The sequence below is a fragment of the Mesorhizobium sp. M1329 genome, assembly GCF_040318035.1.
Classification (GTDB): domain Bacteria; phylum Pseudomonadota; class Alphaproteobacteria; order Rhizobiales; family Rhizobiaceae; genus Mesorhizobium.
The window spans coordinates 189,158-215,740 of record NZ_JAMYLN010000002.1; the positions used below are offsets into that span (position 1 = coordinate 189,158).

At 63.1% G+C, this 26,583-nt stretch carries 29 protein-coding genes; 16 read left to right on the plus strand and 13 right to left on the minus strand.

What is annotated here, in order from left to right; translation table 11 throughout:
- Positions 1-152: 152 nt before the first annotated feature.
- From NKH21_RS02775 to NKH21_RS02785, 3 genes are all read left to right on the plus strand, one after another.
- Positions 153-962 carry a transglutaminase-like domain-containing protein gene (locus tag NKH21_RS02775; protein ID WP_254815869.1) on the plus strand — a complete coding sequence of 270 codons (810 nt, stop codon included), beginning with the start codon at positions 153-155 and terminating at the stop codon, positions 960-962.
- A 122-nt stretch (positions 963-1,084) separates the two neighbouring features.
- Positions 1,085-2,047 (plus strand): cation diffusion facilitator family transporter, encoded by a 963-nt coding sequence (locus NKH21_RS02780; RefSeq protein ID WP_352663613.1) that lies wholly within the window; start codon positions 1,085-1,087, stop codon positions 2,045-2,047.
- 67 nt (positions 2,048-2,114) lie between these two features.
- Entirely contained in the window at positions 2,115-2,519 is a 405-nt protein-coding gene (locus tag NKH21_RS02785) for a GFA family protein (protein ID WP_352663611.1), read from the plus strand.
- A 46-nt stretch (positions 2,520-2,565) separates the two neighbouring features.
- On the opposite strand, the gene NKH21_RS02790 is transcribed toward NKH21_RS02785, so the two are convergent.
- Complete coding sequence (locus NKH21_RS02790; RefSeq protein WP_352862966.1) at positions 2,566-3,828, minus strand: DNA recombination protein RmuC; 1,263 nt, start codon at positions 3,826-3,828, stop codon at positions 2,566-2,568.
- A 103-nt stretch (positions 3,829-3,931) separates the two neighbouring features.
- Here NKH21_RS02790 and def point away from each other — a divergent pair, with 103 nt between their 5' ends.
- Genes def through truA form a run of 4 tightly spaced genes read left to right on the plus strand, consistent with a single transcriptional unit; the run spans position 3,932 to position 6,688 of the window.
- Positions 3,932-4,462 (plus strand): peptide deformylase, encoded by a 531-nt coding sequence (gene def / locus NKH21_RS02795; RefSeq protein WP_352862967.1) that lies wholly within the window; start codon positions 3,932-3,934, stop codon positions 4,460-4,462.
- A 16-nt stretch (positions 4,463-4,478) separates the two neighbouring features.
- A complete protein-coding gene (gene fmt / locus NKH21_RS02800; RefSeq protein ID WP_352863094.1) occupies positions 4,479-5,408 on the plus strand; it encodes a methionyl-tRNA formyltransferase in 930 nt (309 codons plus the stop codon).
- On the plus strand, positions 5,405-5,914 hold the full coding sequence (locus NKH21_RS02805) for a GNAT family N-acetyltransferase (RefSeq protein ID WP_352455966.1): 510 nt from the start codon (positions 5,405-5,407) through the stop codon (positions 5,912-5,914). Before fmt ends, NKH21_RS02805 begins: the two co-directional genes overlap by 4 nt.
- 18 nt (positions 5,915-5,932) lie before the next feature.
- Positions 5,933-6,688, plus strand: coding sequence for a tRNA pseudouridine(38-40) synthase TruA (gene truA / locus NKH21_RS02810; protein WP_352663605.1), 756 nt, complete (start codon positions 5,933-5,935; stop codon positions 6,686-6,688).
- Here the strand turns inward: truA and NKH21_RS02815 are convergent.
- Positions 6,670-7,278 (minus strand): transporter, encoded by a 609-nt coding sequence (locus NKH21_RS02815; protein WP_352455970.1) that lies wholly within the window; start codon positions 7,276-7,278, stop codon positions 6,670-6,672. The genes truA and NKH21_RS02815 overlap by 19 nt on opposite strands.
- 2 nt (positions 7,279-7,280) lie before the next feature.
- Positions 7,281-8,480, minus strand: coding sequence for a succinyl-diaminopimelate desuccinylase (gene dapE / locus NKH21_RS02820; protein WP_352663603.1), 1,200 nt, complete (start codon positions 8,478-8,480; stop codon positions 7,281-7,283).
- Between the two features lie 129 nt (positions 8,481-8,609).
- On the opposite strand from dapE, the gene NKH21_RS02825 reads away from it, so the two are divergent.
- Entirely contained in the window at positions 8,610-8,936 is a 327-nt protein-coding gene (locus tag NKH21_RS02825; protein ID WP_352862968.1) for a 2-dehydropantoate 2-reductase N-terminal domain-containing protein, read from the plus strand.
- A 24-nt stretch (positions 8,937-8,960) separates the two neighbouring features.
- Here NKH21_RS02825 and NKH21_RS02830 read toward each other — a convergent pair whose 3' ends face one another.
- From NKH21_RS02830 to dapD, 4 genes are all read right to left on the minus strand, one after another.
- Positions 8,961-10,061 (minus strand): GGDEF domain-containing protein, encoded by a 1,101-nt coding sequence (locus tag NKH21_RS02830; RefSeq protein ID WP_352862969.1) that lies wholly within the window; start codon positions 10,059-10,061, stop codon positions 8,961-8,963.
- 233 nt (positions 10,062-10,294) lie between these two features.
- Complete coding sequence (locus tag NKH21_RS02835; protein ID WP_352862970.1) at positions 10,295-11,083, minus strand: hypothetical protein; 789 nt, start codon at positions 11,081-11,083, stop codon at positions 10,295-10,297.
- A 21-nt stretch (positions 11,084-11,104) separates the two neighbouring features.
- Entirely contained in the window at positions 11,105-11,476 is a 372-nt protein-coding gene (locus tag NKH21_RS02840) for a DUF805 domain-containing protein (protein WP_352862971.1), read from the minus strand.
- 26 nt (positions 11,477-11,502) lie between these two features.
- Entirely contained in the window at positions 11,503-12,357 is an 855-nt protein-coding gene (gene dapD, locus NKH21_RS02845; RefSeq protein WP_023677474.1) for a 2,3,4,5-tetrahydropyridine-2,6-dicarboxylate N-succinyltransferase, read from the minus strand.
- A 145-nt stretch (positions 12,358-12,502) separates the two neighbouring features.
- Here dapD and NKH21_RS02850 point away from each other — a divergent pair, with 145 nt between their 5' ends.
- Entirely contained in the window at positions 12,503-13,348 is an 846-nt protein-coding gene (locus NKH21_RS02850) for an LOG family protein (protein WP_352663591.1), read from the plus strand.
- A 65-nt stretch (positions 13,349-13,413) separates the two neighbouring features.
- Here NKH21_RS02850 and NKH21_RS02855 read toward each other — a convergent pair whose 3' ends face one another.
- Entirely contained in the window at positions 13,414-14,118 is a 705-nt protein-coding gene (locus tag NKH21_RS02855) for a pyrimidine 5'-nucleotidase (RefSeq protein ID WP_352862972.1), read from the minus strand.
- Between the two features lie 161 nt (positions 14,119-14,279).
- Between NKH21_RS02855 and NKH21_RS02860 the strand changes: the two genes are divergently transcribed.
- Complete coding sequence (locus NKH21_RS02860; RefSeq protein WP_352862973.1) at positions 14,280-15,041, plus strand: GGDEF domain-containing protein; 762 nt, start codon at positions 14,280-14,282, stop codon at positions 15,039-15,041.
- 31 nt (positions 15,042-15,072) lie between these two features.
- On the opposite strand, the gene phhA is transcribed toward NKH21_RS02860, so the two are convergent.
- Entirely contained in the window at positions 15,073-15,906 is an 834-nt protein-coding gene (phhA, locus tag NKH21_RS02865) for a phenylalanine 4-monooxygenase (RefSeq protein ID WP_352862974.1), read from the minus strand.
- A 139-nt stretch (positions 15,907-16,045) separates the two neighbouring features.
- On the opposite strand from phhA, the gene NKH21_RS02870 reads away from it, so the two are divergent.
- Together NKH21_RS02870 and bchE are read left to right on the plus strand one after the other, a co-directional pair.
- The gene (locus tag NKH21_RS02870; protein ID WP_292655879.1) at positions 16,046-16,522 is read left to right on the plus strand and encodes an Lrp/AsnC family transcriptional regulator; all 477 of its coding nucleotides are present in this window, start codon (positions 16,046-16,048) and stop codon (positions 16,520-16,522) included.
- A gap of 102 nt (positions 16,523-16,624) precedes the next feature.
- Positions 16,625-18,163, plus strand: a complete 1,539-nt coding sequence (bchE, locus tag NKH21_RS02875; RefSeq protein WP_352862975.1) for a magnesium-protoporphyrin IX monomethyl ester anaerobic oxidative cyclase — start codon at positions 16,625-16,627, stop codon at positions 18,161-18,163.
- 19 nt (positions 18,164-18,182) lie between these two features.
- Here bchE and argB read toward each other — a convergent pair whose 3' ends face one another.
- On the minus strand, positions 18,183-19,076 hold the full coding sequence (argB, locus tag NKH21_RS02880; RefSeq protein ID WP_023677482.1) for an acetylglutamate kinase: 894 nt from the start codon (positions 19,074-19,076) through the stop codon (positions 18,183-18,185).
- A gap of 156 nt (positions 19,077-19,232) precedes the next feature.
- The gene (locus NKH21_RS02885) at positions 19,233-20,729 is read right to left on the minus strand and encodes an amidase (protein WP_352862976.1); all 1,497 of its coding nucleotides are present in this window, start codon (positions 20,727-20,729) and stop codon (positions 19,233-19,235) included.
- A 126-nt stretch (positions 20,730-20,855) separates the two neighbouring features.
- On the opposite strand from NKH21_RS02885, the gene NKH21_RS02890 reads away from it, so the two are divergent.
- From NKH21_RS02890 to msrB, 4 genes are all read left to right on the plus strand, one after another.
- Entirely contained in the window at positions 20,856-21,395 is a 540-nt protein-coding gene (locus NKH21_RS02890; RefSeq protein WP_023718207.1) for a sigma-70 family RNA polymerase sigma factor, read from the plus strand.
- Positions 21,392-22,096: an anti-sigma factor gene (locus tag NKH21_RS02895; protein ID WP_352863096.1), complete on the plus strand. Its 705-nt coding sequence runs from the start codon at positions 21,392-21,394 to the stop codon at positions 22,094-22,096. Before NKH21_RS02890 ends, NKH21_RS02895 begins: the two co-directional genes overlap by 4 nt.
- A gap of 205 nt (positions 22,097-22,301) precedes the next feature.
- Positions 22,302-22,859, plus strand: a complete 558-nt coding sequence (locus NKH21_RS02900) for a fasciclin domain-containing protein (RefSeq protein ID WP_352862977.1) — start codon at positions 22,302-22,304, stop codon at positions 22,857-22,859.
- A gap of 175 nt (positions 22,860-23,034) precedes the next feature.
- Positions 23,035-23,535, plus strand: a complete 501-nt coding sequence (gene msrB, locus NKH21_RS02905) for a peptide-methionine (R)-S-oxide reductase MsrB (RefSeq protein WP_352862978.1) — start codon at positions 23,035-23,037, stop codon at positions 23,533-23,535.
- A gap of 213 nt (positions 23,536-23,748) precedes the next feature.
- Here msrB and NKH21_RS02910 read toward each other — a convergent pair whose 3' ends face one another.
- Both NKH21_RS02910 and NKH21_RS02915 read right to left on the minus strand, forming a co-directional pair.
- Positions 23,749-25,302: a DHA2 family efflux MFS transporter permease subunit gene (locus tag NKH21_RS02910; RefSeq protein WP_352863098.1), complete on the minus strand. Its 1,554-nt coding sequence runs from the start codon at positions 25,300-25,302 to the stop codon at positions 23,749-23,751.
- Positions 25,303-25,369: 67 nt separating this feature from the next.
- Complete coding sequence (locus tag NKH21_RS02915) at positions 25,370-26,548, minus strand: HlyD family secretion protein (RefSeq protein ID WP_352862979.1); 1,179 nt, start codon at positions 26,546-26,548, stop codon at positions 25,370-25,372.
- Positions 26,549-26,583: the final 35 nt, after the last annotated feature.

The window sequence follows — 26,583 nt, forward strand, 5'->3', positions numbered from 1 at the left end:
CCGTTGCCGTGCAGTCGCCCTAGCCGATGGCTGTTAACCGGTTTCTAATTCCCTCGTAAACCGCAGCGGTCCGTGCCATGGTCTTCTTCGCACTGCAGCATCAGCCCTTGCGTTTCGCCAGCTGATGATCAGGCAGGCCGGTCAGGACGACAATGCGGATCCACATCGGTTGCCAGATGAGTTTCGATTTCCCGCAGGAAACACCGCTGATCGCGATGCTAAATGTCCATTATTCGCGCGCATCCGATCTTGAGCGGCCGGACTTCCTGACGTCGAACCCGCCGGTGCCAATCGAAAGCTACCGCGACAGTTTCGGCAATTGGTGCAACCGTCTCGTTGCGCCGGCCGGGCGCTTTGCGTTCGGCACTGACGCGGTCATCCGCGACCCCGGCTCCTTCGAGACGCGCGAGCTGACGGCGTGGCAGCACGAGGTGCGCGATCTGCCGTCGGAGACGCTGCTGTTCCTGCTGCCCAGCCGTTATTGCGAGAGCGACGTGCTGTCGAATGAAGCATGGCGGCTGTTCGGCAGCACCCCGCTCGGCATTCCGCGCGTCCAGGCGGTCTGCGACTTCGTCCATAACCACATCGTCTTCAACTATTTCAATGCACGCCCGACACGCACCGCCGCCGAGGCCTATCGCGAGCAGAGTGGTGTGTGCCGCGACTTTGCCCACCTCGCTGTTGCCTTCTGCCGCGCCCTGAACATTCCGACCCGCTACTGCACCGGCTATATCAGCGATATCGGTCTGCCGAAGCCGTGGTCGGACATGGATTTCGCCGCCTGGATGGAGGTCTATCTCGGCGGCCGCTGGCACGCGTTCGACCCGCGCAACAACGCGCCGCGCATCGGCCGTATCCTGATTGCCTCCGGACGCGATGCCGCCGATGTGCCGCTGACCCACATTTTCGGGCCGGGCGCGCTGGCTGGCTTCAAGGTCTGGACGGACGAGGTCGTCGAATAGCCCCGCGCCGCCCTTTTGAACAACTGACCTTGTGAACAACTGGGCACTTCGGGCGTTGTGGGGACTGTGGAGCGTGGGCGGGCGCTCCGCCAATCTCGGTGCATCAACCAAGGCAGCACACCATGGCGGCGCATGGCGGGTCGAAAAAAGTGATCTATGCGGCGCTCGCCGGAAATCTTGCGATCGCACTGACCAAGTTCGCCGCTGCGTTGTTCACGGGCAGCTCGGCAATGCTCTCGGAAGGCGTCCACTCGCTCGTCGATACCGGTAATGGCAGCCTGCTGCTTTACGGCATGCACCGTGCCGCCCGGCCGGCCGACCGCACGCATCCGCTCGGCCATGGCCGCGAGCTGTACTTCTGGAGCTTCATCGTCGCGCTCCTCGTCTTTGCGCTGGGCGCCGGCATATCGTTCTACGAAGGCGTGACGCACATCATGGCGCCGGAGCCGATCGCCAACGCCAAGGTGAACTACGCTGTCCTTGGCCTTTCCTTCCTCTTCGAAGGTACCTCTTGGCTGGTGGCGCTGAAGGAATTCCGTCACCAAAAAGGCAGCCACGGCTGGCTCGAGGCGGTGCAGCTCAGCAAGGATCCGAGTGTCTACACCGTACTCTTCGAGGACAGCGCGGCACTTCTCGGCCTCGTTGTCGCCTTCGCCGGCATATTGGCGGCGGAACGGCTGGACATGCCGAAGCTAGACGGCACCGCGTCGATCGGCATCGCGCTCATCCTGGGCGCGACCGCCATCTTCCTGGCGCGCGAAAGCAAAAGCCTGCTGCTCGGCGAGCCGGCCTCGCCCGAGGTGCAAACAAAGGTGCTGGCCATCGTCCAGCAGGACCCGGCGGTGCAACGGGCAAATGGCGTGCTGACGCTGCATATGGGTCCGCAGGAGATCGTCGCCGCTTTGAGCATCGAGTTCGAGGATCATTTGTCGGCGCCGGAGATAGAGACCTGCGTCGAGCGCCTCGAGACGCGACTGAAGGCGGAGATGCCGGAGGTGACGCGGCTCTTCGTCAAGCCGCAGACCACCGGCACCTGGGAACGCCGGAGCAAGGCCTTGGCGGCGTCCGGAGGCGAACCGGTCTGAGGAAAATGGCTGCGCCATCGGGCAGTCCCGGTTATGATTGCGGGCAAAAGCTCCAGGAGGAACGAAGATGAAAATCGACGGCGGGTGTCATTGCGGCGCCATCACTTACGAGGCCGAAGTCGATCCGGAAAAGACCACCATTTGTCACTGCGTCGATTGTCAGAAGCTAACCGGAACGGCCTTTCGCGTCACCGTGCCGGCGTCCGAGGACAATTACAGGATCACCAAGGGCACGCCGAAAATCTACATCAAGACCGGTTCGAGCGGCGCCAAGCGCGCCCAGGCATTTTGCGGTGAGTGCGGCTCGCATCTCTACGCCACGTCGGCGGGCGCGGGACCGAAGGTTTACGGCATCAGGGTCGGCACGACACGGCAGCGCGATCAACTGGTGCCGAGAAAGCAGATCTGGCATCGCTCGGCGCTGCATTGGCTGCCGGAATTCGAAGGCACAATCATCATCGAGGAGCAGTAGCGCCGGACCCGGGCGAAGCGCTCGGCTCCGGGTTCCAGCATAGCTCTCAATCGTCGCCTTCGACGACCCTCAGCCTCAATTGCCCGGTTTTCGAATCGGCGACGCGCGGGCTGCTTTCCGCTATTGCTCCGCTGCCATTCGAACCAGCGGTGTCCTCTGCCGGCTGTACGCCAAACTCCAGCGCCTCGATCTTTTGTCCGCGCCTGGTCACCTTCGATGTCGAGACGAGGATGTCCTCGATATCCCTGGCCGATTGACCGAAATGCGTCTGCAATTTGCGCACCCGCTCGTCGAGCCGGGAGACGTCTTCCATCAGCCGGATGACCTCGCCCTGGATCAGGTGGGCCTGCTCGCGCATGCGTGCGTCCTTGAGGATTGCCTGGATGACCTGGATCGACAGCATCAAAAGCGATGGCGAGACGATGACGATCCGCGATCGATGCGCCTTTTGGACAACGGCCTCGAAATTCTCATGGATTTCCGCGAACACCGATTCCGAGGGCACGAACATGAAGGCGGTGTCCTGCGTCTCGCCCTGGATCAGGTATTTTTCGGCGATGTCGCGGACATGCACCTCGATGTCGCGGCGGAAAGCCTGAGCGGCGGACTTCTGCAGGTCGGCGCCTTCGGCGGCACGGATGGCATTCCAGGCCTCGAGCGGAAACTTTGCATCGATGGCAAGCGACGGTGCGCCGTTCGGCATCTTCACCAGGCAGTCGGGCCGGCTGCCATTCGACAAGGTCGCCTGGAATTCATAGGCGCCGTGCGGCAATCCGTCGGCGACGATGGCTTCCATGCGCGACTGGCCGAAGGCGCCGCGCGTCTGCTTGTTGGAAAGGATCGCCTGCAATTGCACGACCTGGCCGGCCAGCGACTGGATGTTGCCTTGCGCGATATCGATGACCGCCAGCCGTTCCTGCAGCTTGGCGAGGCTCTCATGCGTCGATCTCGTCTGCTCGGTCATGGTCTGGCCCAAGCGGCCGGTCATGGCATCGAGGCGCTGGCCGATCGACTGTGTCAGTTCCGCCTGGCGCGCCCCGAACACTTCGGCGATGGCGCCCATGCGGCCCTGCATTTCCGCCTGGCTTGCCAAGATGCCGGCCATCCTCGCCTCGGCGTCGCGGGCGTGGTCGGCGGCTTCGGCAGCCGCCATTGCACGCGCCTTGGCCGATCGCCAGAGCGCAACGACGAGCGCCACGAACAGTCCGAGGAACAGCATTGCGCCGAAACCCAGGGCATGGCCGAGCGTGATCGTGGTGGCGCCGAGGCGGGCGACAGGTTCGGACAGGATGATGGCCAGATCGTTCATGCCAACAGCATAGATGATTCGGTCTGCCGGCACAGATCAAAACGTGAACGACCCGAAGGCGTCCCGGTTGACGCTTTTCCTGCGAGGTCTTAGGTGAGACGCCATGTCGATCAAGCCGCTTATCATCCTTCCCGATCCCGTCCTGCGTCAGGTGTCAAAACCGGTCGAGCGTGTCGACGGCAATTTGCGCAAACTGGCCGGCGACATGCTGGACACCATGTACGACGCGCCCGGCATTGGCCTCGCTGCGATCCAGGTCGGCGAACCCTGGCGCATGCTGGTCATCGACCTCGCCAAAGAGGACGAGACGCCGGCACCGCACGTCTTCATCAATCCCGAAGTCCTCGAAAGCTCCGACCAGCGTTCGGTCTATGAAGAAGGCTGCCTGTCGATCCCGGACTACTACGCCGAGGTCGAGCGGCCGGCGGCGGTGCGGGTGAAGTATCTCGATCGCGACGGCAAGCTGCAGGAGATCGAGGCCGAAGGGCTGATGGCGACCTGCCTGCAGCACGAGATCGACCACCTCAACGGCGTGCTGTTCATCGACCACATCTCAAAACTGAAGCGCGACATGGTGGTCAAGAAGTTCAAAAAGCTCGCCAGGGACAAGGCGCCGGGCAAGATGGTGGGGTAGGGGTCGACGAATGCCCCTGCGTGTCATCTTCATGGGTACGCCCGAATTCTCCGTGCCGACCTTGCGGGCGATTGCCGGGGCAGAGCATGAATTGGCAGCCGTCTACACGCAGCCGCCGCGCGCCGGCGGCCGGCGCGGGCTCGAGCTGACGCCGTCGCCGGTGCAGCGCGAGGCGGAGCGGCTGGGTGTCGAGGTCCGCGCGCCGGTGTCGCTGAAGAGCGAGGCGGAGCAGGAGGCGTTCCGCGCGTTGGGTGCCGACGTCGCCGTGGTCGTCGCCTACGGGCTGCTTCTGCCCAAACCCATTCTCGAGGCGCCGCGGCTCGGTTGCCTCAACGGTCACGCGTCGCTGTTGCCGCGCTGGCGCGGCGCTGCCCCTATCCAGCGCGCCATCATGGCCGGCGATACCGAAACGGGCATGATGGTGATGCGGATGGAGGAAGGCCTCGACACCGGCCCTGTGGCAATGGTTGAAAAATGCGCCATTGGACCCGACATGACGGCCGGCGATCTGCACGACCGGCTGATGGTGTTGGGTGCGGCTCTGATGGTGCAGGCGCTCGAACGGCTGGAGCGGAATACGCTGACATTTACCACTCAGGCGGAGGTGGGGGTGACCTACGCCAAGAAAATCGATAAATCGGAGACTCGCATAGACTGGCCGCGACCTGCCGGCGACGTGCACAACCAGATTCGCGGCCTGTCGCCCTTTCCCGGTGCATGGTGCGAGACCGAAATCGGCGGCCGCGTGGAACGGCTGAAACTGCTTCGCTCGACGCTCTCGCAAGGCGCCGGCGAACCGGGAGGAATTCTCGATGACCGGCTGACGGTCGCCTGCGGGTCAGGCGCGATCAGGCTGGTCGAAGTTCAACGTGCGGGCGGAAGGCCCATTGCCGCGCAGGAGTTTCTGCGCGGGGCCAAGCTCGAAAAAGGAATGAAATTGTCATGAGCATGATGTCCATACGCGCGGCGACGCCGCGGGACCGCGAGGCGATCCGCCTTGTCGAAGAACACGCATTTGGCCAGCAGACGGAGGCCGGACTGGTCGACGCGCTGGTCACCGGCGGTGACGCCGTCGTCGAACTGGTGGCGGACGAAGACGGGCAAGTGGTTGGCCATATCCTATTTTCACGGCTTTTCGTGCAGAATGGCGGCAAGAGCTTCCCGGCGGTGGCTTTGGCTCCTTTGGCGGTCGAGCCGTCGTTCCACGGCACCGGCATCGGCGGTGCGCTGGTCCGCGAGGCGCATATCCGCCTGAAGGCTGCCGGCGAGACGCTCGCCGTGGTGCTCGGCGATCCGGCTTACTATGGCCGTTTCGGTTACAGCCGCGCCCGTGCAGCAAAATTCGAGAGCGACTACCAAAGCGAGGCTCTGCAGGCGCTTGCCTGGGGCGAGGCGCCGGAGACCGGCAGGCTGGTCTACGCCTCGGCCTTCGGCTCAGCCCTCGCCGCCTGATTTCGCCTCGATCCGGGAATGCCGCGTTTTCGCCTCGACATCGAATATGACGGCAGTCTCTTCGCCGGCTGGCAGCGCCAGGCCAACCAGCCTTCGGTGCAGCAGGCGATCGAGCAGGCGATCGAGAAGTTCTGTGGTGAGCAGGTTTCGCTGCGCGCCGCCGGCCGCACCGATGCCGGCGTCCATGCGACCGCTCAGGTGGCGCACGTCGATCTGATCAAGGCATGGCCCGGCGACAAGGTGCGCGACGCCGTCAACGCGCATCTGCAGGCGGCCAAGGTGCGCATCGCCATCCTGAAGGCCGCCGTCGTGCCGGATGGCTTCGATGCGCGTTTCTCGGCGATCGGCCGCCACTACCTCTACCGCATCGTCAACCGCCGCGCGCCGGCGGCGCTCGACAAGGGCAAGATCTGGTGGGTACCGAAGCAACTTGATGCGGCTGCCATGCACGAAGCGGCAAAGGTGCTGCTTGGCCGGCATGATTTCACCACCTTCCGCTCGACCCAGTGCCAGGCCACCAGCCCGGTCCGCACGCTCGACCGGCTGGAGGTCAGCCGGGCGGGCGATTTCATTGAAGTCCGCGCGTCGGCGCGGTCATTCCTGCACAACCAGGTGCGCTCGATGGTCGGCTCGCTCAAACGTGTCGGCGAAGGCGGCTGGACTATTGCCGACCTCAAGGCGGCGCTCGACGCGCGCGACCGTGCGGCCTGCGGTCAGGTGGCGCCGCCCGACGGGCTGTTTCTCGTTGGCGTCGATTATCCAACGCCTGGCTGATCCGGAACGCTGATCCCGAGCAGCGCCTGCAGGCCGAACAGGACGATCAGCGACGCCACGAACATACCGGCAAAAACGGCGCTGCCGGTGGCCGCACCCCTGCCGATCGCAACATTGGTCATCCGCCAGGTCAATACCATCGACAGCGCGAACAACAGCAGCGACACCAGTCCGGAGACTTCGTTGGCCGACGTCAGGAAAAGCCGGATCAACGCCGATGGCAGCATCATCCAGGCGATGATCGCCGAGGCCCAGTTGCTGGCCACGACATAATGGACGAAACGGCCGCCGACGCCGACCCGCGGCGCCACCAGGGCGAGGCCTATGAGCGGCAGCACCCAGGCGCCGATATCGACGGTGGCCAGGCGGATCAACATGCTGAAACGGCCGACGAATGCGTTGGGATCGCCGATCTCGTTGGCAATACCGACCCAGCCGACGATCAGTGCCGGCGCCGCGACGACGATGGCAAAAAAGGAGTTCCAGAAACCGTCCGCCGAAAGGTCGAGCAGGCGAAATCCGTCGGCCTTGCCGAGCATCAGCCGCCAGGCACCGGCAAGCGAAGCGTAGGTTTCATCCGCTGAAAGCATCACTAGGATATGTCCTGCGCAAACCAGTCTTCAACGAAGCGCAGATAAATCTGCGTCAGCGTCTCAAGGTCGGCAATCGCCACGCGTTCGTCGACCATGTGCATGGTCTTGCCGACCAGGCCGAATTCGACCACCGGACAATAATCCTTGATGAAGCGGGCATCGGAGGTGCCGCCGGAGGTGGAGAGCGCCGGCTTCCTGCCGGTCACCGCCTTGATCGAGCCGCCAAGCGTTTCGATCAACCTGTCGTCGCGTGTCAGGAAAACATGGCTCGGCCCGTCGCGCCAGACGATCTCGTAGTCGACCGGCGTCTTCTTGCCGGCGCGGTATTTCTTGCGTTTCGCCGCCCGATCGAGGCGGTTGTGGATCTCGGCCTGGATCGTCTCGGCGGTCCATGTGTCGTTGAAGCGGATATTGAAGGTAGCTGCTGCCTTCGCTGGGATGACGTTGGTGGCAGGATTGCCGACATCGATGGAGGTCACCTCAAGATTAGTCGGCTGGAAATCCCTTGTTCCGTTGTCGAAGACGGGGTGCAGCAAGGCGTCGACCAGCGTCACCAGGCCGCGCACGGGATTGTCGGCTAGCTGCGGATATGCGGCGTGGCCCTGGCGGCCGTTGACGACGACCGTGCCCGACAGCGAGCCGCGCCGGCCGATCTTGATCATATCGCCGAGCGCGTCGGGATTGGTCGGCTCGCCGACGATCGCGGCATGCCATTTCTCACCCTTGGCGGCCGCCCATTCGAGCAGTTTCGTCGTGCCGTTGATCGCCGGCCCTTCCTCATCGCCGGTTATCAGCAGCGAGACCGATCCCTTCGGGCCGCCCTTCTGCGCGATATGTCGCGCTACCGCCGCGACGAAACAAGCAATGCCGCCCTTCATGTCGACGGCGCCGCGGCCGAACATCTCGCCATTGGCGGTTTCGGCGGCAAAGGGCGGGTGCGTCCAGGCGGTTTCATCGCCCGCCGGCACCACATCGGTATGGCCGGCAAACATCAGATGCGGGCCGTTGCCGGAACGCCGCGCGTAAAGGTTCTCTATGTCAGGTGTGCCGGATTCGGAAAACACCGGGCGCTCGACGGCAAAGCCGAGCGGCTTCAACATTTCTTCCAGCTCGCTCAGCGCACCGCCCTCGGCGGGCGTCACGGAAGCGCAGCGGATGAGAGCAGCCAGATTTCGGGCTGGATCGGTAGGCAGCATCATGGGCAAAAGCGATAGTCGAAAGCGCAAGGCCTGTCACGGCCAGACATAAGGGCCAGCCATGCCGCCGACAGTATGGTTTTCATGTCGTATAATTGCGGCAAGGCTTCTCGACCAGGACAGGGCCATCGCATGGTCAGGCATGGCAAGACGATTGTAATCGCCGGTGCCGGCAGTATCGGCTGCTACGCAGGCGGCTGCCTGATACTTGCCGGGCGGAAGGTGGTTCTGCTGGCGCGACCGCGCATCGAGCAGGCGCTGCAAAAAGGTGGATTGCGCATCACCGACCCTGATGGCCGCGACCGTTCCGTCAAGCCGGAGGCATTGTCGGTCACGGCCGATCCGGCCGCAGCATTGCCCGGTGCCGATGTCATCCTGGTAACGGTCAAGAGCGGCGCGACGCAAGACATGGCCGGGCTGGCGCGGCCGAGCAGGAGAGAAGCGGATCGCCCTGCCTGACGCCGGAAGCCGTCGTCGCGACCGTCAGATCGTAGCCCGCACAGGCGCCCAGTAACGGCCCTTGCCGGTGCGCTTGGCTTCGTAGAGCGCATGGTCGGAACAGGTGAGCAGGATTTCCGGATCGCCGCCGTCGGCGGGTGCGAAGGCGCTGCCGACACTCAAGCCGACATGGATGGCGGAACCGACCCCGAGGTCGAAGGGCACCGAGACCTTTTCGATGGCGCGCTTTGCCAGGTAGGTAGCCTCGATCTCCGAGGTTGCGGGCAAAACGATGACAAATTCGTCGCCGCCGATGCGGAAGACCACGTCCCCCGGACGGAAGCCGCGCTTCAAGCGTTCGGCCACCTTGCACAGCAGCACGTCGCCGACGGCGTGGCCAAAACGGTCGTTGACCTGCTTGAAGCCGTCGAGATCCATGCTGAGCACTGCAAACGGCTTGCCGCCATTGGCGGCCGGCGCCGCAAGGTCGCGGCACATGTCGCGCAATTTCTCCTGCAGGAAGATCCGGTTTGGCAGGCCGGTCAGCGCGTCCTTGATCGCCAGGTCGCGATTGTCCAGTTCGGCGCGGATCATGCGCGCGTTGATTGCGTGGTTCTGAAGAAGCACGATGATGACGCCGGCCAGATAGAACGGCGTCTGAATTCCGACGATCGGCATTCCGGGCGCCGCAGAAAACAATGCACCGACGACGTAAGGCAGACTTACGGCCAACATGACGAATATAGCGAAGCGCGGGGTCGCCGCATTGCGTGACGACACCACGCCAACGACACCTGCGACATTCAAGGCGGCCAGTACGGAAAGCGCCATATTCCCGCTGGCAACACAGCCATAGCAGCCGAGGCCGAAAACAACCGACCAGATACCGCTGGCTGCCATCAGGCCCGCCAGCGGCCCTTTCGAGCCGCGCCTGCGGGCCTGCTCGCATTCCCGCATCAGCAGAACACGGACGGTGAAAAGCATCAGGTCGGCTGCGATCCAGGCGTAGGGCCACCAATTCCCGGTGGCAAATGCGGCGCTGACCGCAACCACCAGAACGCTGATGGTGCCGAACAGGACTGCGAATTTGCGATCGAAAGTGGTGTCGAGAAGCCGGGCGCGGACGGCTTCCGGTTCCAATCTCATCGGCGAAGAGAACCAGGCAAACAGGCGAGCGGCGGCGCTCCGCGTTTTGCGCAGCTCCTTGGTGGTCAGGGATAGGTCGCTTGCCAGTCGAGCGCTCCGTGCCGGTCGACACAGTCTTCGCCGGCATGCTGGGCGAGGGTGATTAACATTCGCTTAGAGCATCCGGCGCAAAACCGGGGTTTCGGAACTCCCCGTTCTGCCGCTCTCGCGGATCTGCCGCCGGCTCGCGGGTTTTAGCTTGCCGGCCCCGATTGTTTGCGGACCGCAGGCTGACGCGGCGGACCCGGCTCGGGATCGGTCTTCGCCGCGCGTGCCGGCTGCCCATGAGGGGTTTCGATCAGCGTGATCTTCTGCCAGATCTTTCGCGACAGGTTCGAAGCCAGGTTCTCGATGTCGTTGACGCCGTCGATCACCACGGCGTCATTGACCGATTGCGCAAACAGCGCGGCGATCTTGCCGGTGATCGACAGCATTTCGGAGCAATAGTCGAGATAGCGGGCAAGGTCGGCGGCGTTGGTGATGCGGGCTGGCGAATGCGCAGTCGGCTTGAAACTGGCTGAAAGTGCTGCCGGATCCTTGGTCAGCTGGTGCATGTCGATGACGTGGATCAGCGACCGCAGCCCGTGGAGCTGGCGGAACACCCGCTTGCGCTTGATCTGCTCCTCGGAGCGGATCAGGGCAAGGAAGCCCAGCACGGCGAGGATGATCATGTTGAGTGAAGCTTCGATGCCTTGCACGGATTGGAAGGCGTCGTGGTTTCCAGAAATGCGGCCAAGCGGCAGGATTGTGCCGACGAACAGGAACATCAGCGCTCCGACGACGAAAGCGGCGATGATGAGGCCGCGCAGCCACCAGATTGGCGCCTCCAGCGCCTTGGCCGCCTTTGCCAGATCGCGCGACAGGGACACGAGCTCGGCGGCAACGCCGCGCAAGCCTGCATCGGGAAAGCGTTCGGCGACGCGGCCCTCCAGCCGTTCGGCGGTTTCGAGGATCAGTTTCGGATCAAGCGAGCGATAGCGCATGACGAAATGTGCGATCGGCGCTCAGGGTTCGGCCGGTGCGTTGGTGCGCTTGCCGTAGCGGTTGGGGCCGGCGTCACTTTTGAAAAAAGCCAGGATAAAAAGCAGGACAAAGCCGATAATGAGAGAGACCAATGCGTAATAGGTAGGCTTGCCGAAATCATGGAACCGCTTCGCCGTTAGCGCAAAGGTCGACCATGTCGAGACGAACATACCGATCCATAAGGCGAGCGCCCAGTACTGGCTCGCGGCAGTGCCTAACGGCGTTCGTGCGAATTGGTAGAGCAGAAAGAGTTGAACGATGACCGGCAAGAGGCCAGCCAAAACGTAAGCGCTCGGATTCACTCGCCCGGAAAGGCTGAAGAAAAGCCACAGGAATTGAGGTTTGTCAGTCAACCCGGTGCATCCGTTTCTTGGGAAGATCAATCGCGCAGCAATTCGTTGATCGAGGTCTTGGAACGGGTCCTGGCGTCGACCCGCTTGACGATGACGGCGCAGTAGAGGCTGGGGCCGGGCTCGTTGTTTGGAAAAGGCTTGCCCGGCAGCGAGCCGGCGACGACGACGGAATTAGGCGGCACCTCGCCGTAGAATATCTCGCCGGTGGCGCGGTCGACGATCTTGGTCGACTGGCCGATGAAGACGCCCATGCCGAGCACCGAGCCTTCGCGAACGATGCAGCCTTCGACCACTTCGGAACGGGCGCCGATGAAGCAATTGTCCTCGATGATGGTTGGGCCGGCCTGCATCGGCTCCAGAACGCCGCCGATGCCGACGCCGCCCGACAGATGCACATTCTTGCCGATCTGGGCACAGGAGCCGACCGAAGCCCAGGTGTCGACCATGGTGCCGCTGTCGACATAAGCGCCGACATTGACGAAGGACGGCATCAGCACGGCGCCGGGCGCGACATAGGCGGAGCGGCGCACGATCGACGACGGCACGGCGCGGAAGCCGGCCTTCTCGAAATCGACGGCGCTCCAGCCGTCGAATTTCGAGGGCACCTTATCCCACCATACTGCCTGACCGGGACCGCCCTTGATGATCTCCATCGGGGTGAGCCGGAAGGACAGCAGCACCGCTTTCTTCAGCCACTGGTTGACGTGCCATTTGCCGTCGGCCTGCCGCTCGGCGACGCGGGCGACGCCCCGGTCGAGCAGGTCGAGCGCCGATTGGATGGCCTCGCGCGTCTCGCCGCGGGTTGCGGTCGAAATCGTGTCGCGTTCCTCGAAGGCGTTCTCGATAATCTCCTCGAGGCTCGCGAGATCGGGCTTCGACATGAATTCGCTCCATTACCAAGCTGTTAAGGGCCGGCGCCTTAACCTGTTTGAAAGTCGCGCGGACCCTATGTGAAGGCTTGGGGAGGGTCAATCGCGGCAGCGTCACGGGACGGCGCAAGTGAATGATTGGACGGGTAAAGCAAATATGACTCCCATGGAAAAGGCGGGATGGACACCGCTGCCGCATTCGGACGAGGATCTGGAGCGGTCGAGAAGCGTGCCGGACACGCCGCAAACGCGGGCGGAGACATATCGGCTGGCCTGGAACGACCCCGATTTCATGACGCGGCGCGAGTTGCGAGCTGTCAGGCTGCAACTCGAACTGCTGAAACCGGAGATGATCCTGGCCGAGCGCGGCATCCAATCGACCGTCATCCTGTTCGGCGGCGCCCGCATCCCCGAGCCCGGCGGCGAAGCCTGGGCGGCCAAGAACGAGACGCAGAAGAAGAACCTCGAGCAAAACAGCAAATACTATGAGGAGGCGCGCAAATTCGCCCGTCTCTGCTCGCAGCAATCGGCCACCTCGTACTATCGCGAATTCGTCGTGGTGACCGGCGGCGGGCCCGGCGTCATGGAGGCTGGCAATCGCGGCGCCGACGATGTTGGCGCGCCGTCGATCGGTCTCAACATCGTGCTGCCGCACGAGCAGGCGCCAAACGCCTACGTGACGCCGGAACTCTGCTTCAACTTCCACTATTTCGCGGTCCGCAAGATGCATTTCGTCATGCGTGCCAAGGCCGTTGCGGTATTTCCCGGCGGCTTCGGCACGATGGACGAGTTCTTCGAGACGCTGACCCTGATCCAGACCGGCCGCATGGAACGCGTGCCGGTTATTCTGTTCGGCAAGGCTTTCTGGGCAAAGGCGATCGACCTTGATTTCCTCGCCGAGCAAGGCACGATCACGCCCGGCGACCAGGATATCATCGATTTCGTCGACACCGCCGACGAGGCCTGGGGGATCGTTAGCCGTTTCTACAAGTTAGGGGAGTAGGGGAGTAGGGAATAGGGAATAGGTGGTTACAGCCGCCGCTTTTCAGGTCAATTTCCCCTACTCCCCTACTCCCCTACGACGATCGCCGTGAGAAAGCCGGCGAGATCGTCGGTGACGAAGTCCACATCGTCCTCGTTGGCCGGGTCGCGTTCCCAGATTTCCGAGAAGGTTGGCTCGAAATTGCGCGGCACCACCAGCACTGTGGTCATGCCCAGCGATTTCGGTACCGACAGGTTGCGGGCGAGATCTTCGAACATCACCGCATTTTGCCCGGTAACGGCGTGGAGTTCGGCAAATTTCTCATAGGATTGCCGCGCCGGCTTGGGATTCAGTCCGGCTGCGACGATATCGAAAATATCGTCGAAATGCTCGAGAAAGCCCAACTGCCGCGCGGTGCGTTCGGCATGCCGGCGATCCCCGTTGGTGAAGATGAATTTACGGCCGGGAAGCTGGCGAATGGCGGTGCCGAGGACGGGATCTGGAACCAGCCAGGAATAATCGATGTCGTGGACCTTCTCGAGAAAATCATCGGGGTCGATGCCGTGGCGCATCATCAATCCGTTCAGTGTCGTGCCGTATTCGCGGTAGAGCTCCTTTTGCAGCTTGCGTGCTTCCTCGCGCGGCAGCGTCAGCAATTCTCCGACATAGGCGGTCATTTTCACATCGATCTGCGAGAACAGATTCGAATGATGCGGATAAAGCGTGTTGTCGAGATCGAACACCCAGTCGGTGACATGGGCAAAGCGGGCGGGGTCGGGAAGTGTGGTCATACCGTCCTTATGGCACGAAACGGTCTTTCTAACAGGAGGTTTATCCACAACCTATGCGCGCCCTGGGTGGTGAAAATGGCGCCATAATTAAAATCTTAAGCATCACCGAAAGGGGACATTCAGCGCTTGCTGGGACCAAGACGGACCAGTGGGAGCAAGCGATGAATCGCATATTTCTAAAATCTGCCGCCATCGCTTTCGCCTCTGTCGCGGTCTCGCTTTTGCTGACGCTGATCGTCGTGCCGGCAATGGGTTTTCCGATCAATCGCACCATCTGGCTGACATCCACCGTCTGCCCGCTGGCCCTTGCCTGGGGCGTCGGCGCCTATACGTTCTGGCAGGGCGAAAGGTTGCAGACCGCGCATCGCGAGCTCGCCCGCGCCCATGCCCAACTAGCCGCCGCGCACAGGCGCTTGGCGGAAAAGGCGAGCCGCGACGACATGACCGGCATGCTCAACCGCGAAAGCTTCTTTGCCGCGCTCGACGGCTCCCGGCGTAAATTCGATCGCGGGGCATTGCTGATCATCGATGCCGATCATTTCAAGACCATCAACGACAGCTACGGCCATCTGATCGGCGACGATGCGTTGCTCCTGATCGCAAACGCGATAGAGCGTGGCGTGCGCAGCGGCGACGTGCTTGGGCGCATCGGCGGCGAGGAATTCTGCGCCCTTCTGATCGGCGCCACCGAACCCGAGGCCAGGCGCGTCGCCGAGCGCATCCGGCGTGAAGTCGAGCGTATCCGTTTCCGGCCCGTCGACGAACGAACGGTTCCGCTGACAGTCAGTATTGGCGGCATCACCTGCGGCAGGGACGCCGCAGTGCCGGAGCTGATGCGCGCCACCGACCAGCGGCTTTACGAGGCCAAGCATCGCGGCCGTAATCTGTCGATCATCGACCGCGATATTTCCGAAGCCGCCTGAGCCTTGGCGGTCGCTAACAAGAACTAACCCTTCAGACCTTTGCTGGGTCGAGCGCTGGCTCGCCTTTGCGGCGCGCCACGATCGCCGCAAGATCGGCGGTCTCGAAAGCATCACGCAGCGCGTCGAACGACGGCAGCACGAAATAGGCACGCTGGAACTTGTCGATCTCGTAGCCGGTGCGCATTACGGTTTCCAGGTCGAAGGGGACATGGTGCGCCTCGCCGCCTTCGACCGCGAACTGAAGCTCGGTGAAGGATGACATTAGCCCGGCGCCGAAAGCCTTCAGCGGCTGGCCCGGCTCGCGTATCAGCCCGTATTCGACGGTGTACCAGTAAAGCCTGGTGATCATCTCGTCGCCGCCGAGCGCAATCACGCCATCGGCCTTCTTGCCATACATCTGCATGAAGTCGGCAAAGACCGGCTGCGTCAGGATCGGCACGTGACCGAAGAAATCGTGGAACATGTCGGGCTCGACGATGTAGTCGAGCTCCTTTTGGGTTCGCAGCCAGTTGGTGACCGGGAACCGGCGGTTGGCGAGGTGGTCGAAGAACGGCTGGGCGGGGATGAGCCCCGGCACGGCGACGATCGCCCAGCCGGTGAGCTTGCGCAGCTTCTCGCTGACTTCACCGAAATCCGGGATCTTGTCGAGAAGGCCGAGCGCCGCAACGCCATCGAGATAGGAGTGATGGGCGAGCTTCCTGGTCAGCTTCGTCTGGCGGTCGCACAGCGTGCGCCACACCGCCTGTTCTTCGTCGCTATAATTGTAGCCCTGCGCCACGGTGAAATCGCCACGGCAGACCGAATAATCGCCGCGGAGGCCTCGCGCCGCGCATTCGCGGGCATAATCGGCAACGTTCATGGTCATGGCTGCTCTCCCTGGAAATCATGATCAGCGAATTGTCGGCAATTTTAGCCGGATCGCGCGAGGCAAATCAGCTTTGATGGTGGCTCAAATGCGGGGTTGGAGGTAAAAGACTCCACGATCAAGCTTTGGGAGAGTGAAAATGCCTCAGTTTGACGAATTCGAGATCAAGATGCTCGACATCCTGCAGCGCGACGGGCGCAAGCCGGTATCCGAACTGGCGCAGCAGATCGGCCTGTCGACGACACCTTGCGCGCGGCGCTTCGAAGCTCTTCAGCAGGCGGGCATCATCAAGCGCTTCGCCGCGGTGCTCAGCCGTCGCGCCGTCGGGCTGATGGTCGAGGTGTTCATCCAGGTGCGCCTGACCAGCCACAGCGACGGCTCGCCCGAGAGCTTCATCGCCGCCGTCCAGCGCATGGACGAGGTGTCCTCATGCTGGACCATGACCGGCGACCATGATTTCCTGCTGCATGTCATGGTGCCGTCGGTCGACGAGCTCAATGCCTTCGTCATGCACCGGCTGATGCGGCTCGAAGGCGTGCGCGACGTCCACACCCAGCTTGTGCTGCAGAACATCAAGGGGCCCGGCCATGTCCCGCTTGCACATCTCAGACGATAGGTAGTTCTGCGGGAAAGCTGCACAAAAACTGCTGAAGCTGGCCAATCTCCAGAGCTAGATTGCCGACTACGACATGCGGACCGCCATAGCATAAGGCCCGCCATGAAAATCGTCCTGATCAACCCGCCGCATACCGCTATTGGCAGCCGTGTGCCGGACGACCATCTGCCGCCGCTCGGTTTGCTGGCACTGGGCGGCCCGCTGATCGACGCGGGACATCAAGTGCGGCTTGTGGACGCCGAATTCGGGCCGATGCCGCTTGCCACGCTGGTCCGGGACGCCTTGAGCGACCATCCCGACTGCATTCTGATCGGCCATTCCGGCTCGACCTCTGCACATCCGACAGCCCTGCTGATCGCCGGCATGGTCAAGGACATCGATCCAGCGACAATCCTGATCTACGGCGGCGTGTTTCCGACCTATCACTGGCGCGACATACTGGCCGAAACGGATGTCTTCGACTTCATCGTGCGCGGCGAGGGCGAGGCGACTATCGTTGCGCTGATCGAAACCCTGGAGAAACGCAAGCGGCTGTCGGACGTGGCGGGCATCGCCTTTCCTGACGATTTGCGCCGGCCCTTTGCCACCTGCCCGGCACTGACGATCGCCAACCTCGACGACTACCGCATCGGCTGGGAACTGATCGACTTCAATCGCTACAGCTATTGGGGCGGCAAGCGCGCAGTGGTCATGCAGTTCTCGCGAGGCTGTCCGCATCTGTGCAACTATTGCGGCCAGCGCGGCTTCTGGACGCGCTGGCGTCACCGCGACCCCGTGAAGTTCGCGCGGGAGATTGCCTGGCTGCACCGCGAGCACGGCGTCGAGCTGATCAACCTTGCCGACGAGAACCCGACCTCGTCCAAAAAAGCCTGGCGCTCCTTTCTCGATGCGATGATCGCCGAGAACGTGCCGGTGCTGATCGTCGGCTCCACCCGCGCCGACGACATCGTCCGCGACGCCGGCAGCCTGCATCTCTATCGCAAGGCCGGCGTCATTCGCTGGCTGCTGGGCATGGAAAACACCGACGAACAGACGCTCCAGTTGATCCGCAAGGGCGGCAGCACCTCATCCGACCGCGAGGCGATCCGGCTGTTGCGCCGCAACGGCATCCTGTCGATGGCGACCTGGGTGGCCGGTTTCGAGGACGAAAGCTTTCGCGACCTCTGGCGCGGCTTCCGCCAGCTGATCGCTTATGATCCCGACCAGATCCAGGCGCTCTATGTGACGCCGCATCGCTGGACGCCGTTCTTCAGGATTGCCAGGAACCGCAAGGTGATCCAGCTGGACCCACGCCTGTGGGACTACAAGCACCAGGTGCTGCAGATGACCCGCCTCAAGCCGTGGATGCTGTTCTTCGCCGTCAAGCTGATCGAACTGGCCGTGCAATCGCGGCCCAAGGCGCTGGCGCGTATCCTGTTCCACAAGGATCCGGAGCAACGGCATTCGATGCGCTGGTACACCAAAATGGGCCGCCGCGTCTGGTTCCGCGAAGTCTGGGGCTTTCTGGTCCGCGACCGCCGCCTGAAAAATGGCCCGACGCTCGCCGAATTCTGGGGCGCGCCGCAAGACGGGGAAGAGGAATCGATGGTGGTCGAACGCCTGTCGCGTCAGTCCGTGACCGCTATTTCGCCAAACGCTTGAACCCCTCAGACACCCGGCCTTACGGCACGATCAGCGTGCCAGCGCCGTGTTCGGTGAACAGCTCGAGCAGCACCGCATGCGGCGTCTTGCCGTTGAGGATGACGACGCCTGCGACGCCGCGCTCGATTGCCTCGATGCAGGTCTCGACTTTGGGGATCATGCCGCCCGAGACCGTGCCGTCCTTGATCAGGGCCTTGGCCTCGGCCACGGTCAGCTCGTCGATCAGCTTCTTGTCCTTGTCGAGCACGCCGGGCACGTCGGTGAGGAACAGCAGGCGCGTCGCCTGGCAGGCGCCGGCGATGGCGCCGGCAAAAGTGTCGGCGTTGATGTTGTAGGTATGGCCGTCGCGGCCGGGCGCCACCGGCGCCAGCACCGGGATCATTTCGGATCGTGCCAGGAGGTCGAGCAATGTGCGGTCGACCTCGACAGGTTCACCGACGAAGCCCAGGTCGAGCACCCGCTCGATGTTGGAATCCGGATCGATCATGGTCTTGCGCGCCTTTTCGGCAAACACCATGTTGCCGTCCTTGCCACACAGGCCGATCGCCCACTCGCCCTCGGCATTGATCAGCGCGACGATCTCCTTGTTGATCGAACCGGCCAGCACCATCTCGACTATCTCGACGGTCTTCTGGTCGGTGACGCGCAAGCCGCCCTCGAATTTGGATTCGATGCCCATCTTGCTGAGCATGGCGCCGATCTGCGGCCCACCGCCATGCACAACGATCGGGTTGACGCCGGATTGCTTGAGCAGTGCGATGTCGCGGGCGAAAGCCTTGCCGAGCGCGATGTCGCCCATCGCGTGGCCGCCATATTTCACCACGACCGTCTTGTTCTCGTAGCGCTGCATGTAGGGCAGCGCCCTTGAAAGCAGCGCGGCCTGCATTTCGGCGGTGGCGGCGACATCCGTCATCGGCGTGGTTCCCAGCTTGGCATGAACGGCGGCGTCTTAGCGGGAATTGGACGAGGGGGCAAACGGCTTTGCTGTCACGATCGATCAAATCGGTACTACTATTTGTTTGACCATGATCTTGTCCGAAAACCGGTTCCCACCTTTCGGGATCATGGTCTATGCCGGCACCTGTAGCGGCGCGCGCCGTCCCAGCCAGCCCGAGATCTTTTCCATCTGCGCGGCGAACGACAAAAGCGTTTCCTCATCGCCGGGGCGGCCGGCGGCCTGGACCCCGAGCGGCAGGCCGGCATCGGTGACGTAGACCGGAAGCGTGATCGACGGTTGCCCGCTGACGTTCTGGATCGCCGGCCAGTGGGTGAACCACAGGCTCTTGTCCATCAGCTGGCCGAACAGCGGCTTGAACTTCAGCAGGCCGGCGAGGCGCAGTCTGTCCAGGACATTCTCGATGAATTCGTCGGCGCCTTTCGGGTCCATGGTGCCGCAGGCGAGCGGCGGGTGCGCGATGACAGGCATCAGCACTGCATCATAGTGCGCGGTTTCGGTGATAAGCCGGCGCGAGGCGGCGTGCAGCCGCTGCAGGCCGGCATAGATTTCGCCGGCCGAGAGGATTTCACCGAACCGGCTCATCACGCGCGTGGCGCGTTCGATATCGCCTGAGATGGAGCGGCCGACGCGCAGGGCCTCGCCACGCATCGTGCCGGCCACCGCCGCGGCGACGGTTCTGGCGAAATCGGCGATGAAATCGCGATCGATATAGGGCAGGTCGATCTCCTCGACGCTGTGCCCGCCTTCGCGCGCCAGCGCAATCGCCGCATCCAGAGCTTTCAACGTCTCTTCCGATATCGGCAGGCCGAGCGGCGATTTTCGATAGAAGGCGAGCTTGAGCTTGCCCGGATCGCGCCCGGCCGCCGCGGCGAAACTGCCGTTCGGCGACGGTGCCGCGTAGGGCGACAGCGGGTCGGGCCCGTGGGTCAGGTCGAGCAGCAGGGCCGTATCGCGCACCGAGCGGGCCAACGCATGGTCGACGACGAAGCCGTACCAGCTTTCGGTGACGAGCGGCGTCAAGGGCACACGGCCGCGCGAGGTTTTCAGCCCGACCAGCCCGGTGCAGGCTGCAGGCACCCTGATCGAGCCGCCGCCATCCGAGGCATGCGCCACCGGCACGATGCCGGCCGCGACCAGCGCAGCCGCACCGCCCGAGGAACCGCCGGTCGTGTGCGCGGTGTCCCATGGGTTGCGGGTGACGCCGTAAGCCACCGACTCGGTCACCAGCCTCAACCCGTGTTCGGGTGCGGTGCTGGTGGCGATCGGGATCAGGCCGGCGGCCAGATAGCGATCCGTCATGACCGAGTTGAAATCGGGGGTGTAAGCCGGAATGCGGCTGCCGCCATGCGTCGGCACGCCCTTCATGGCGATGCCGAGGTCCTTCAAGGCAAAGGGCACTCCGGCAAGCGGCAGCTTGTGGTCGACGGTTCTCGCTCGCGCCCGCGCCGCCTCAAAAAGCGGTTCGGCGATGGCGTTGATCTCCGGCCGGGTGGCCTCGGCCCGGGCGATCGCCGCATCGACGAGATCTTGCGGTGTGATCTCTCCCTTGTGCACGAGTGCGGCCTGGCCGGTCGCGTCATGCTCCCACAGGACCCGCTCGATCGACATGGTCGCCCTCCCGCTCATGGCAAGCTAGCGGGCGGCGATTTCATTGGCAATCGAGGCTGGCGCTGCCGGTGCGCAAGACCATTTCAGTCGTTGCAAATACATTGCAATCACCTAATTTGGCGGCCGATGACGCCGCAGGACATCAGCAACCTGATTGTCCGGACTTCGATGAAGGACCGGGCTGCGTTCGATCTGCTGTACCGGCAGACCAGCGCGAAACTTTTCGGCGTCTGCCTTCGTGTATTGAAGGATCGGGGAGATGCAGAAGAGGCGCTTCAAGAGGTCTTCGTCAAGATATGGACGAAGGCGGACCGTTTCGCAGTTTCGGATCTGAGCCCGATCTCCTGGCTGGTGGCCATTGCGCGCAATCATGCGATCGATCGGATCAGGGCGCGGCGAGAGCCTGCCGCCTATATCGATGCCGCGCTCGACGTGGCCGATCCGGCGCCGGGGCCGGAGGCCATGGCCGTGGCGGGCGGTGAGTCCGGACGCATCTACCATTGTCTCGAGGAATTGGAGAAGGACCGGGCGGCGGCCGTCCGGGGCGCCTATCTGGATGGCAAAAGCTATGCCGAACTGGCGGAGCGCTATGGCGTACCGCTGAACACGATGCGGACCTGGCTGCGTCGCAGCTTGTTGAAACTGAGAGAATGCCTGGAAAGATGACGCTGGCTGACGACAATGGACCGGAACGTGGGGGCGACGACCTGTTCGCCGCCGAATACGTTCTTGGCGTTCTGGCCGCCGATGAACGCGAGATCGCGTCGCGCCGCATCGATGCGGACGCCGCCTTCGCACGCCTTGTCGATGCCTGGGAGGCGCATCTTTCGCCGATGGCCGCCGCCTATCCGGAGACAGAGCCTCCGATCAGGGTCAAGGAAGCATTGGACCGCCGGCTGTTCGCTGCAGAGCCGCGCGCCGGCCTCTGGTCGAGCCTTGGCTTCTGGCGCGGTCTTGCCGCCGCCGCCATTGCGGCGCTGGCGATCTACCTCGCCGTGCCTTACTTCCGCCCGCCCACCGAACCGCCGCAGGCGCGGCTTGTCGCCTCGCTGGCGGCCGAAGGCAGCGACGTCAAATATCTCGTCGTCTACGATGCCGCCCGTCACGAGGTCGGTCTTTCCCACGTTTCCGGCGAGCGGGCCGCCGGCAAGGACTTCGAGCTGTGGATGATCGAAGGCAAGAAGGCGCCGGTGTCGATGGGCGTCATCCCGGCCGGTGCGACCGCGCATTTGGCCATCCCGCCCGCCGTCCAGGAGAAATTGGCGCAAGGCGCCGTGCTTGCGGTCAGCATCGAGCCTGCCGGCGGTTCACCGACCGGCCAGCCGACTGGACCGGTGGTCGCAGCGGGCGATCTGAAGAGCATCTGACTGCTTCTCATCTGTGGAAGCAGATCTGAAATCTATCTCCCGCGATTTAAACGCCTGAAAAGCGTGTTGGCGGCTGTCGATCGACGCCGGACAAATTGCAGCGAAACAATATTTTTTTGCGCAGAGGACGAAACTCCGGCATTTGCTATCGCGTATCTCCTTGCGTTCCAGAATGAGGGAACGATAACCCGAGGAGATTGAAATCATGCGTAAATTCGCCACACTTTTGCTTGCCGGCACGGTCACCATTTCTGCGCTCGCCACCATTGCTTATGCCCAAAATCCGATGGTCGGCGGCGCCGCCATGTATGCCCAGAAAAACATCGTCGAAAATGCGGTCAACTCGAAGGACCACACCACACTCGTCGCTGCCGTCAAGGCAGGCGGCCTGGTCGATACGCTGCAAAGCGCCGGCCCCTTCACCGTGTTCGCGCCGACCAACGAGGCCTTTGCGGCACTTCCAGCCGGCACGGTGGAGACGCTGCTCAAGCCTGAAAACAAGGACAAGCTCGTCAAGATCCTGACCTGCCATGTCATCGGCGCCAAAGCGATGGCCGCCGACGTCGCCAAGATGGTCAAGGATGACGGCGGCACCCACAAGGTCAAGACGGTCGGTGGTTGCGAACTGTCGCTCAAGGCCGACGCCGGCAAGGTCACCGTGACCGACGAAAATGGCAACGTCGCCAATGTGACGATCGCCGATGTCGAGCAGTCCAACGGCGTCATCCACGTCGTCGACAAGGTTCTCCTGCCGAAGATGTAACAAACGCACGCTGCCGGCGAAGATATCGCTGAGGGCCTCCCTGCGCACGCTCCGCGCCGTTCACGCAAGATGTGGACAGGCGCGGAGTCCCGCTTTGAGGACAGCGATCGTCACCGGCTTTTGATTTCCGTGTGGCGGTCGAATTTGGCACAAGCAGCAACAGGAGGAAATGGCCATGAACCGTCGCGAGCTTCTTTTGAGTGGGGCGGCAGCCATTGGCGTTGTCGCAGGCGCCACCGCGCTGCGCATGGGCGAAGCCCAGGATGCACGCGCGGCCGAGACTTTCGAGGTTACCAAGACCGAGGCCGAGTGGCGCGCCATCCTGTCCGACGCGGCCTTCAATGTGCTGCGCAAGGAGGGCACCGAATATCCGGGCACCAGTCCGCTGCTCAACGAGCACCGCAAAGGCATCTTCGCTTGCGCCGGCTGCGGCCTGCCGGTCTATTCGTCAGAGACCAAGTTCGATTCCGGCACAGGCTGGCCGAGCTTCTGGCAGGAAATCCCGAATTCCATCGGCAAGACCGTGGACAGGTCGTTGGGCATGACCCGCACCGAGGTCCATTGTCGCCGCTGCGGTGGCCATCTTGGCCACGTCTTCGACGACGGTCCGCCGCCGACCGGGTTGCGACACTGCATCAATGGCGTCGCCTTGACCTTCAAGCCGGCGACGGCGTGAGGACGGCCGCGCCCCTTACTTTGTCGGAGCGCGCTAGAGCATCGGACCCTAAAGTGCGAAGCGGTTTTGGGAAAATCCGATGCTCAAACAAAAAGTTGGAGCGGTGGAGTGTCCGCCGCTCCAAGACTTCGTGATGGTTGATTTTGCGCATGACCCCGAAAATCGCTTTTCGGGGTCATGCGCGAGGGCGCCAGGCGGGGGATCCAGCGCGCCTCAATGGCCTCCGCCACCGCCGCCCTGAGCGGCTGGCTTGCGGATCACCAGGGTGAAGAGCCCAAGCGTCGCGAACAAAACCGTCAGCATGAAGAATACGTCCATGAACGACAGCAGCGATGCCTGCTGCTGGACCATGCCTGACAGTTTGGAGATGGCCGCCTTGGAGGCGTCGAGCCCGGCGGTCTGCTCGAAGTTGACCGTCATGTTCTGCAGCTTCTGCTGCGCAGCGGCACTTCCCCATTGCACGTGCTCGGAGAGCCTGGCGTAGTGGAAGGCATTGCGGTCGATCAGCACGGTGTTGATGACGGCCAGGCCGACGGCGCCGCCGAGATTGCGGGTCAGGTTGAACAGGCCAGACGCATTCTTCAGCCGCTCCGGCGGCAAGGTTCCGAGCGCAATGTTGTTGATCGGCACCATGCACAGCATCATCGAGCAGCCGCGCAGGATCTGCGGGATCAGCAGTTCATAGAAATCCCAGTCGGCGGTGAGATGCGTCATCCACCAGGTCCCCGTGGCAAAGCCGAAGAAGCCGATCATCATCATGATGCGCGGGTCCATCTTGTTCGACAGGATGCCGGAGATCGGCGCGGTGAAGAACATGGCCAGGCCACTGACGAACAGCGCCTCGCCGATCATCATCGAATCGTAGCCGCGGATGCGCCCCAGGAACACCGGATAAAGATAGGTCAGACCGTAGAGGCCGATGCCGACGACGAAGGAGAACAGCGAGCCGAAGGCAAAATTGATATTGCTGAAGGCCCTCAGATCGACAATCGGCTCCTCGGCGGTGAACACGCGCCAGAAGAAAAGCACCGCGCCGAAGGTCATGATGACGGCGCAGACGAGCACCGCCTGATCCTGCAGCCAGTCGTTGTTGGGACCTTCCTCCAGCACATATTCCATGCAGCCCAGGAAGGCGGCCATGCCGGCAAGCCCCCACCAGTCGAACTTGCTGAACAGCTTGAGATTGGGTTTGTCGAAGTCGATCAGCGACCAGGCGGCCGTCGTCACCAGAATGCCGGGCACGACGTTGACCAGGAACAGCCAGTGCCAGGACATGGCATGGCTGATATAGCCGCCGACGGTCGGGCCGATAGTCGGCGCCAAGGTCGCCACCAGGCCGATCATCGGCGAGACGACGGCACGGCGCGACGGTGGGAAGATGGTGAAGGCGGCTGCAAAGACGCTCGGGATCATGCCGCCACCGATGAAGCCCTGCACGGCGCGGTAGACGATCATCTGGTCGATATTGGTTGCGGTCGCGGCCAGCGCGCTGGCCGCGGTGAACCCTGCCGCCGAGATCGTGAACAGCACGCGCCTCGACAGCATCCGGCTGAGGAAACCCGACAGCGGGATCATCACGACCTCGGCAATCAGATAGGCCGTCTGCACCCACGGAATCTCGTCCGAACTGGCACTCAGGCCCGCCTGGATCTCGGCCAGCGAGGCCGAGACGATCTGGATGTCCAGGATGGCCATGAACATGCCGAACACCATCGCCAGGAAGGCGATGACGCGGCGTGTCGAGATGTGGTCGACCGGCACCGGCATGGCTGGCGCCGGTGTCGATCCTGCAGTCAGAGTTGCGGTCGCCATGAGCTTTGCTCCCGGATCCGCTTTACTTCGATGCCGAAGGCGCCGTGCGGCTGTCGACGGCGACGACGACGCTCAGGCCGGCGCGCAGCTTGCCCGTCTTCAGCACATCCGCCGGCACGTCGATGCGAACCGGAACGCGCTGCACCACCTTGGTGAAATTGCCTGTGGCGTTCTCCGGCGGCAGCAGCGAGAACACTGCTCCCGAAGCCGGCGCCAGCGACGACACGGTACCCTCGATGTCCTGGCCGTCGATCGCGTCGACCGACACCCTGACCTTTTCACCAGGCACCAGCCGGGCAAGCTGGGTCTCCTTGAAGTTGGCGACGATGTAGAGCTTGTCCATTGGCACGATGACGGCGAGCTTCTGTCCGGGGCTGATCAGGTCACCCTGCTCGACCGAGCGGTTGCCGACCACGCCGTCATAGGGTGCGCGCAGCACGGTGAAGGACAGATCCCGCACCGCCTTGTCGTGGGCAAGCTGCAGCGAGGCCAGCGTGCTGGCCGATTCCGCGCGCTGCGCCTGGAGCACGCCGATATTGGCCTGAGCCGCCGCGATCTGCGCGTCGGCGCCGGCTAGCGCGGCATTGGCTTGCTCGACCGCCGTCTGGGCATCGTCCAACTGGGCCTGCGTACCGACGCGGGTCTTGAGCAACTGGGCGGCACGAACCTGAGCCCGCTTGGCATTGTCGGCCGCGGCCTGGTCGGCGGTCTTCTGCGCCTGCGCCTGCTTGAGCGAAGCGCGCGCCGCCTCGGTCTGGGCATCGATGCGGTCGAGCGTCTTGCTCAACGTGGCGATCTGCGCCTCGGCCTGGGCAACGGCTATCTTGTAGTCACCGTCATCGACGATCAGCAGCGGGTCGCCGGCCTTCACCTGCTGGTTCTCGGTCACTTTGACCTGATCGACATAGCCCGAGATTTTTGGCGAGATGAACGCCGTGTCGGCCTGGACATAGGCGTCGTCGGTCGTGATCATGAAGCGCCCGTCTGTCCAGTAATCATAGCCATACCAGGCGCCGGCGCCCAGCAGGGCCAGGCCGATGATGGGCAGCAACATCGAGCGCATCGAGCGCTTCTTTTTGGCGGGAGCCAGCGGGGTGACGTCGGCGGGCTTGAGAGGGGCTTCCGGCGCTTCGATCGCAGGCTGGACCTTGGCATTGGGGAAAGGGCGGACTTCGGCACTGGTGGGCGCATTCGAGGACATGATATCTCTCTAAATTAACTGGCGCTGAACTTCAT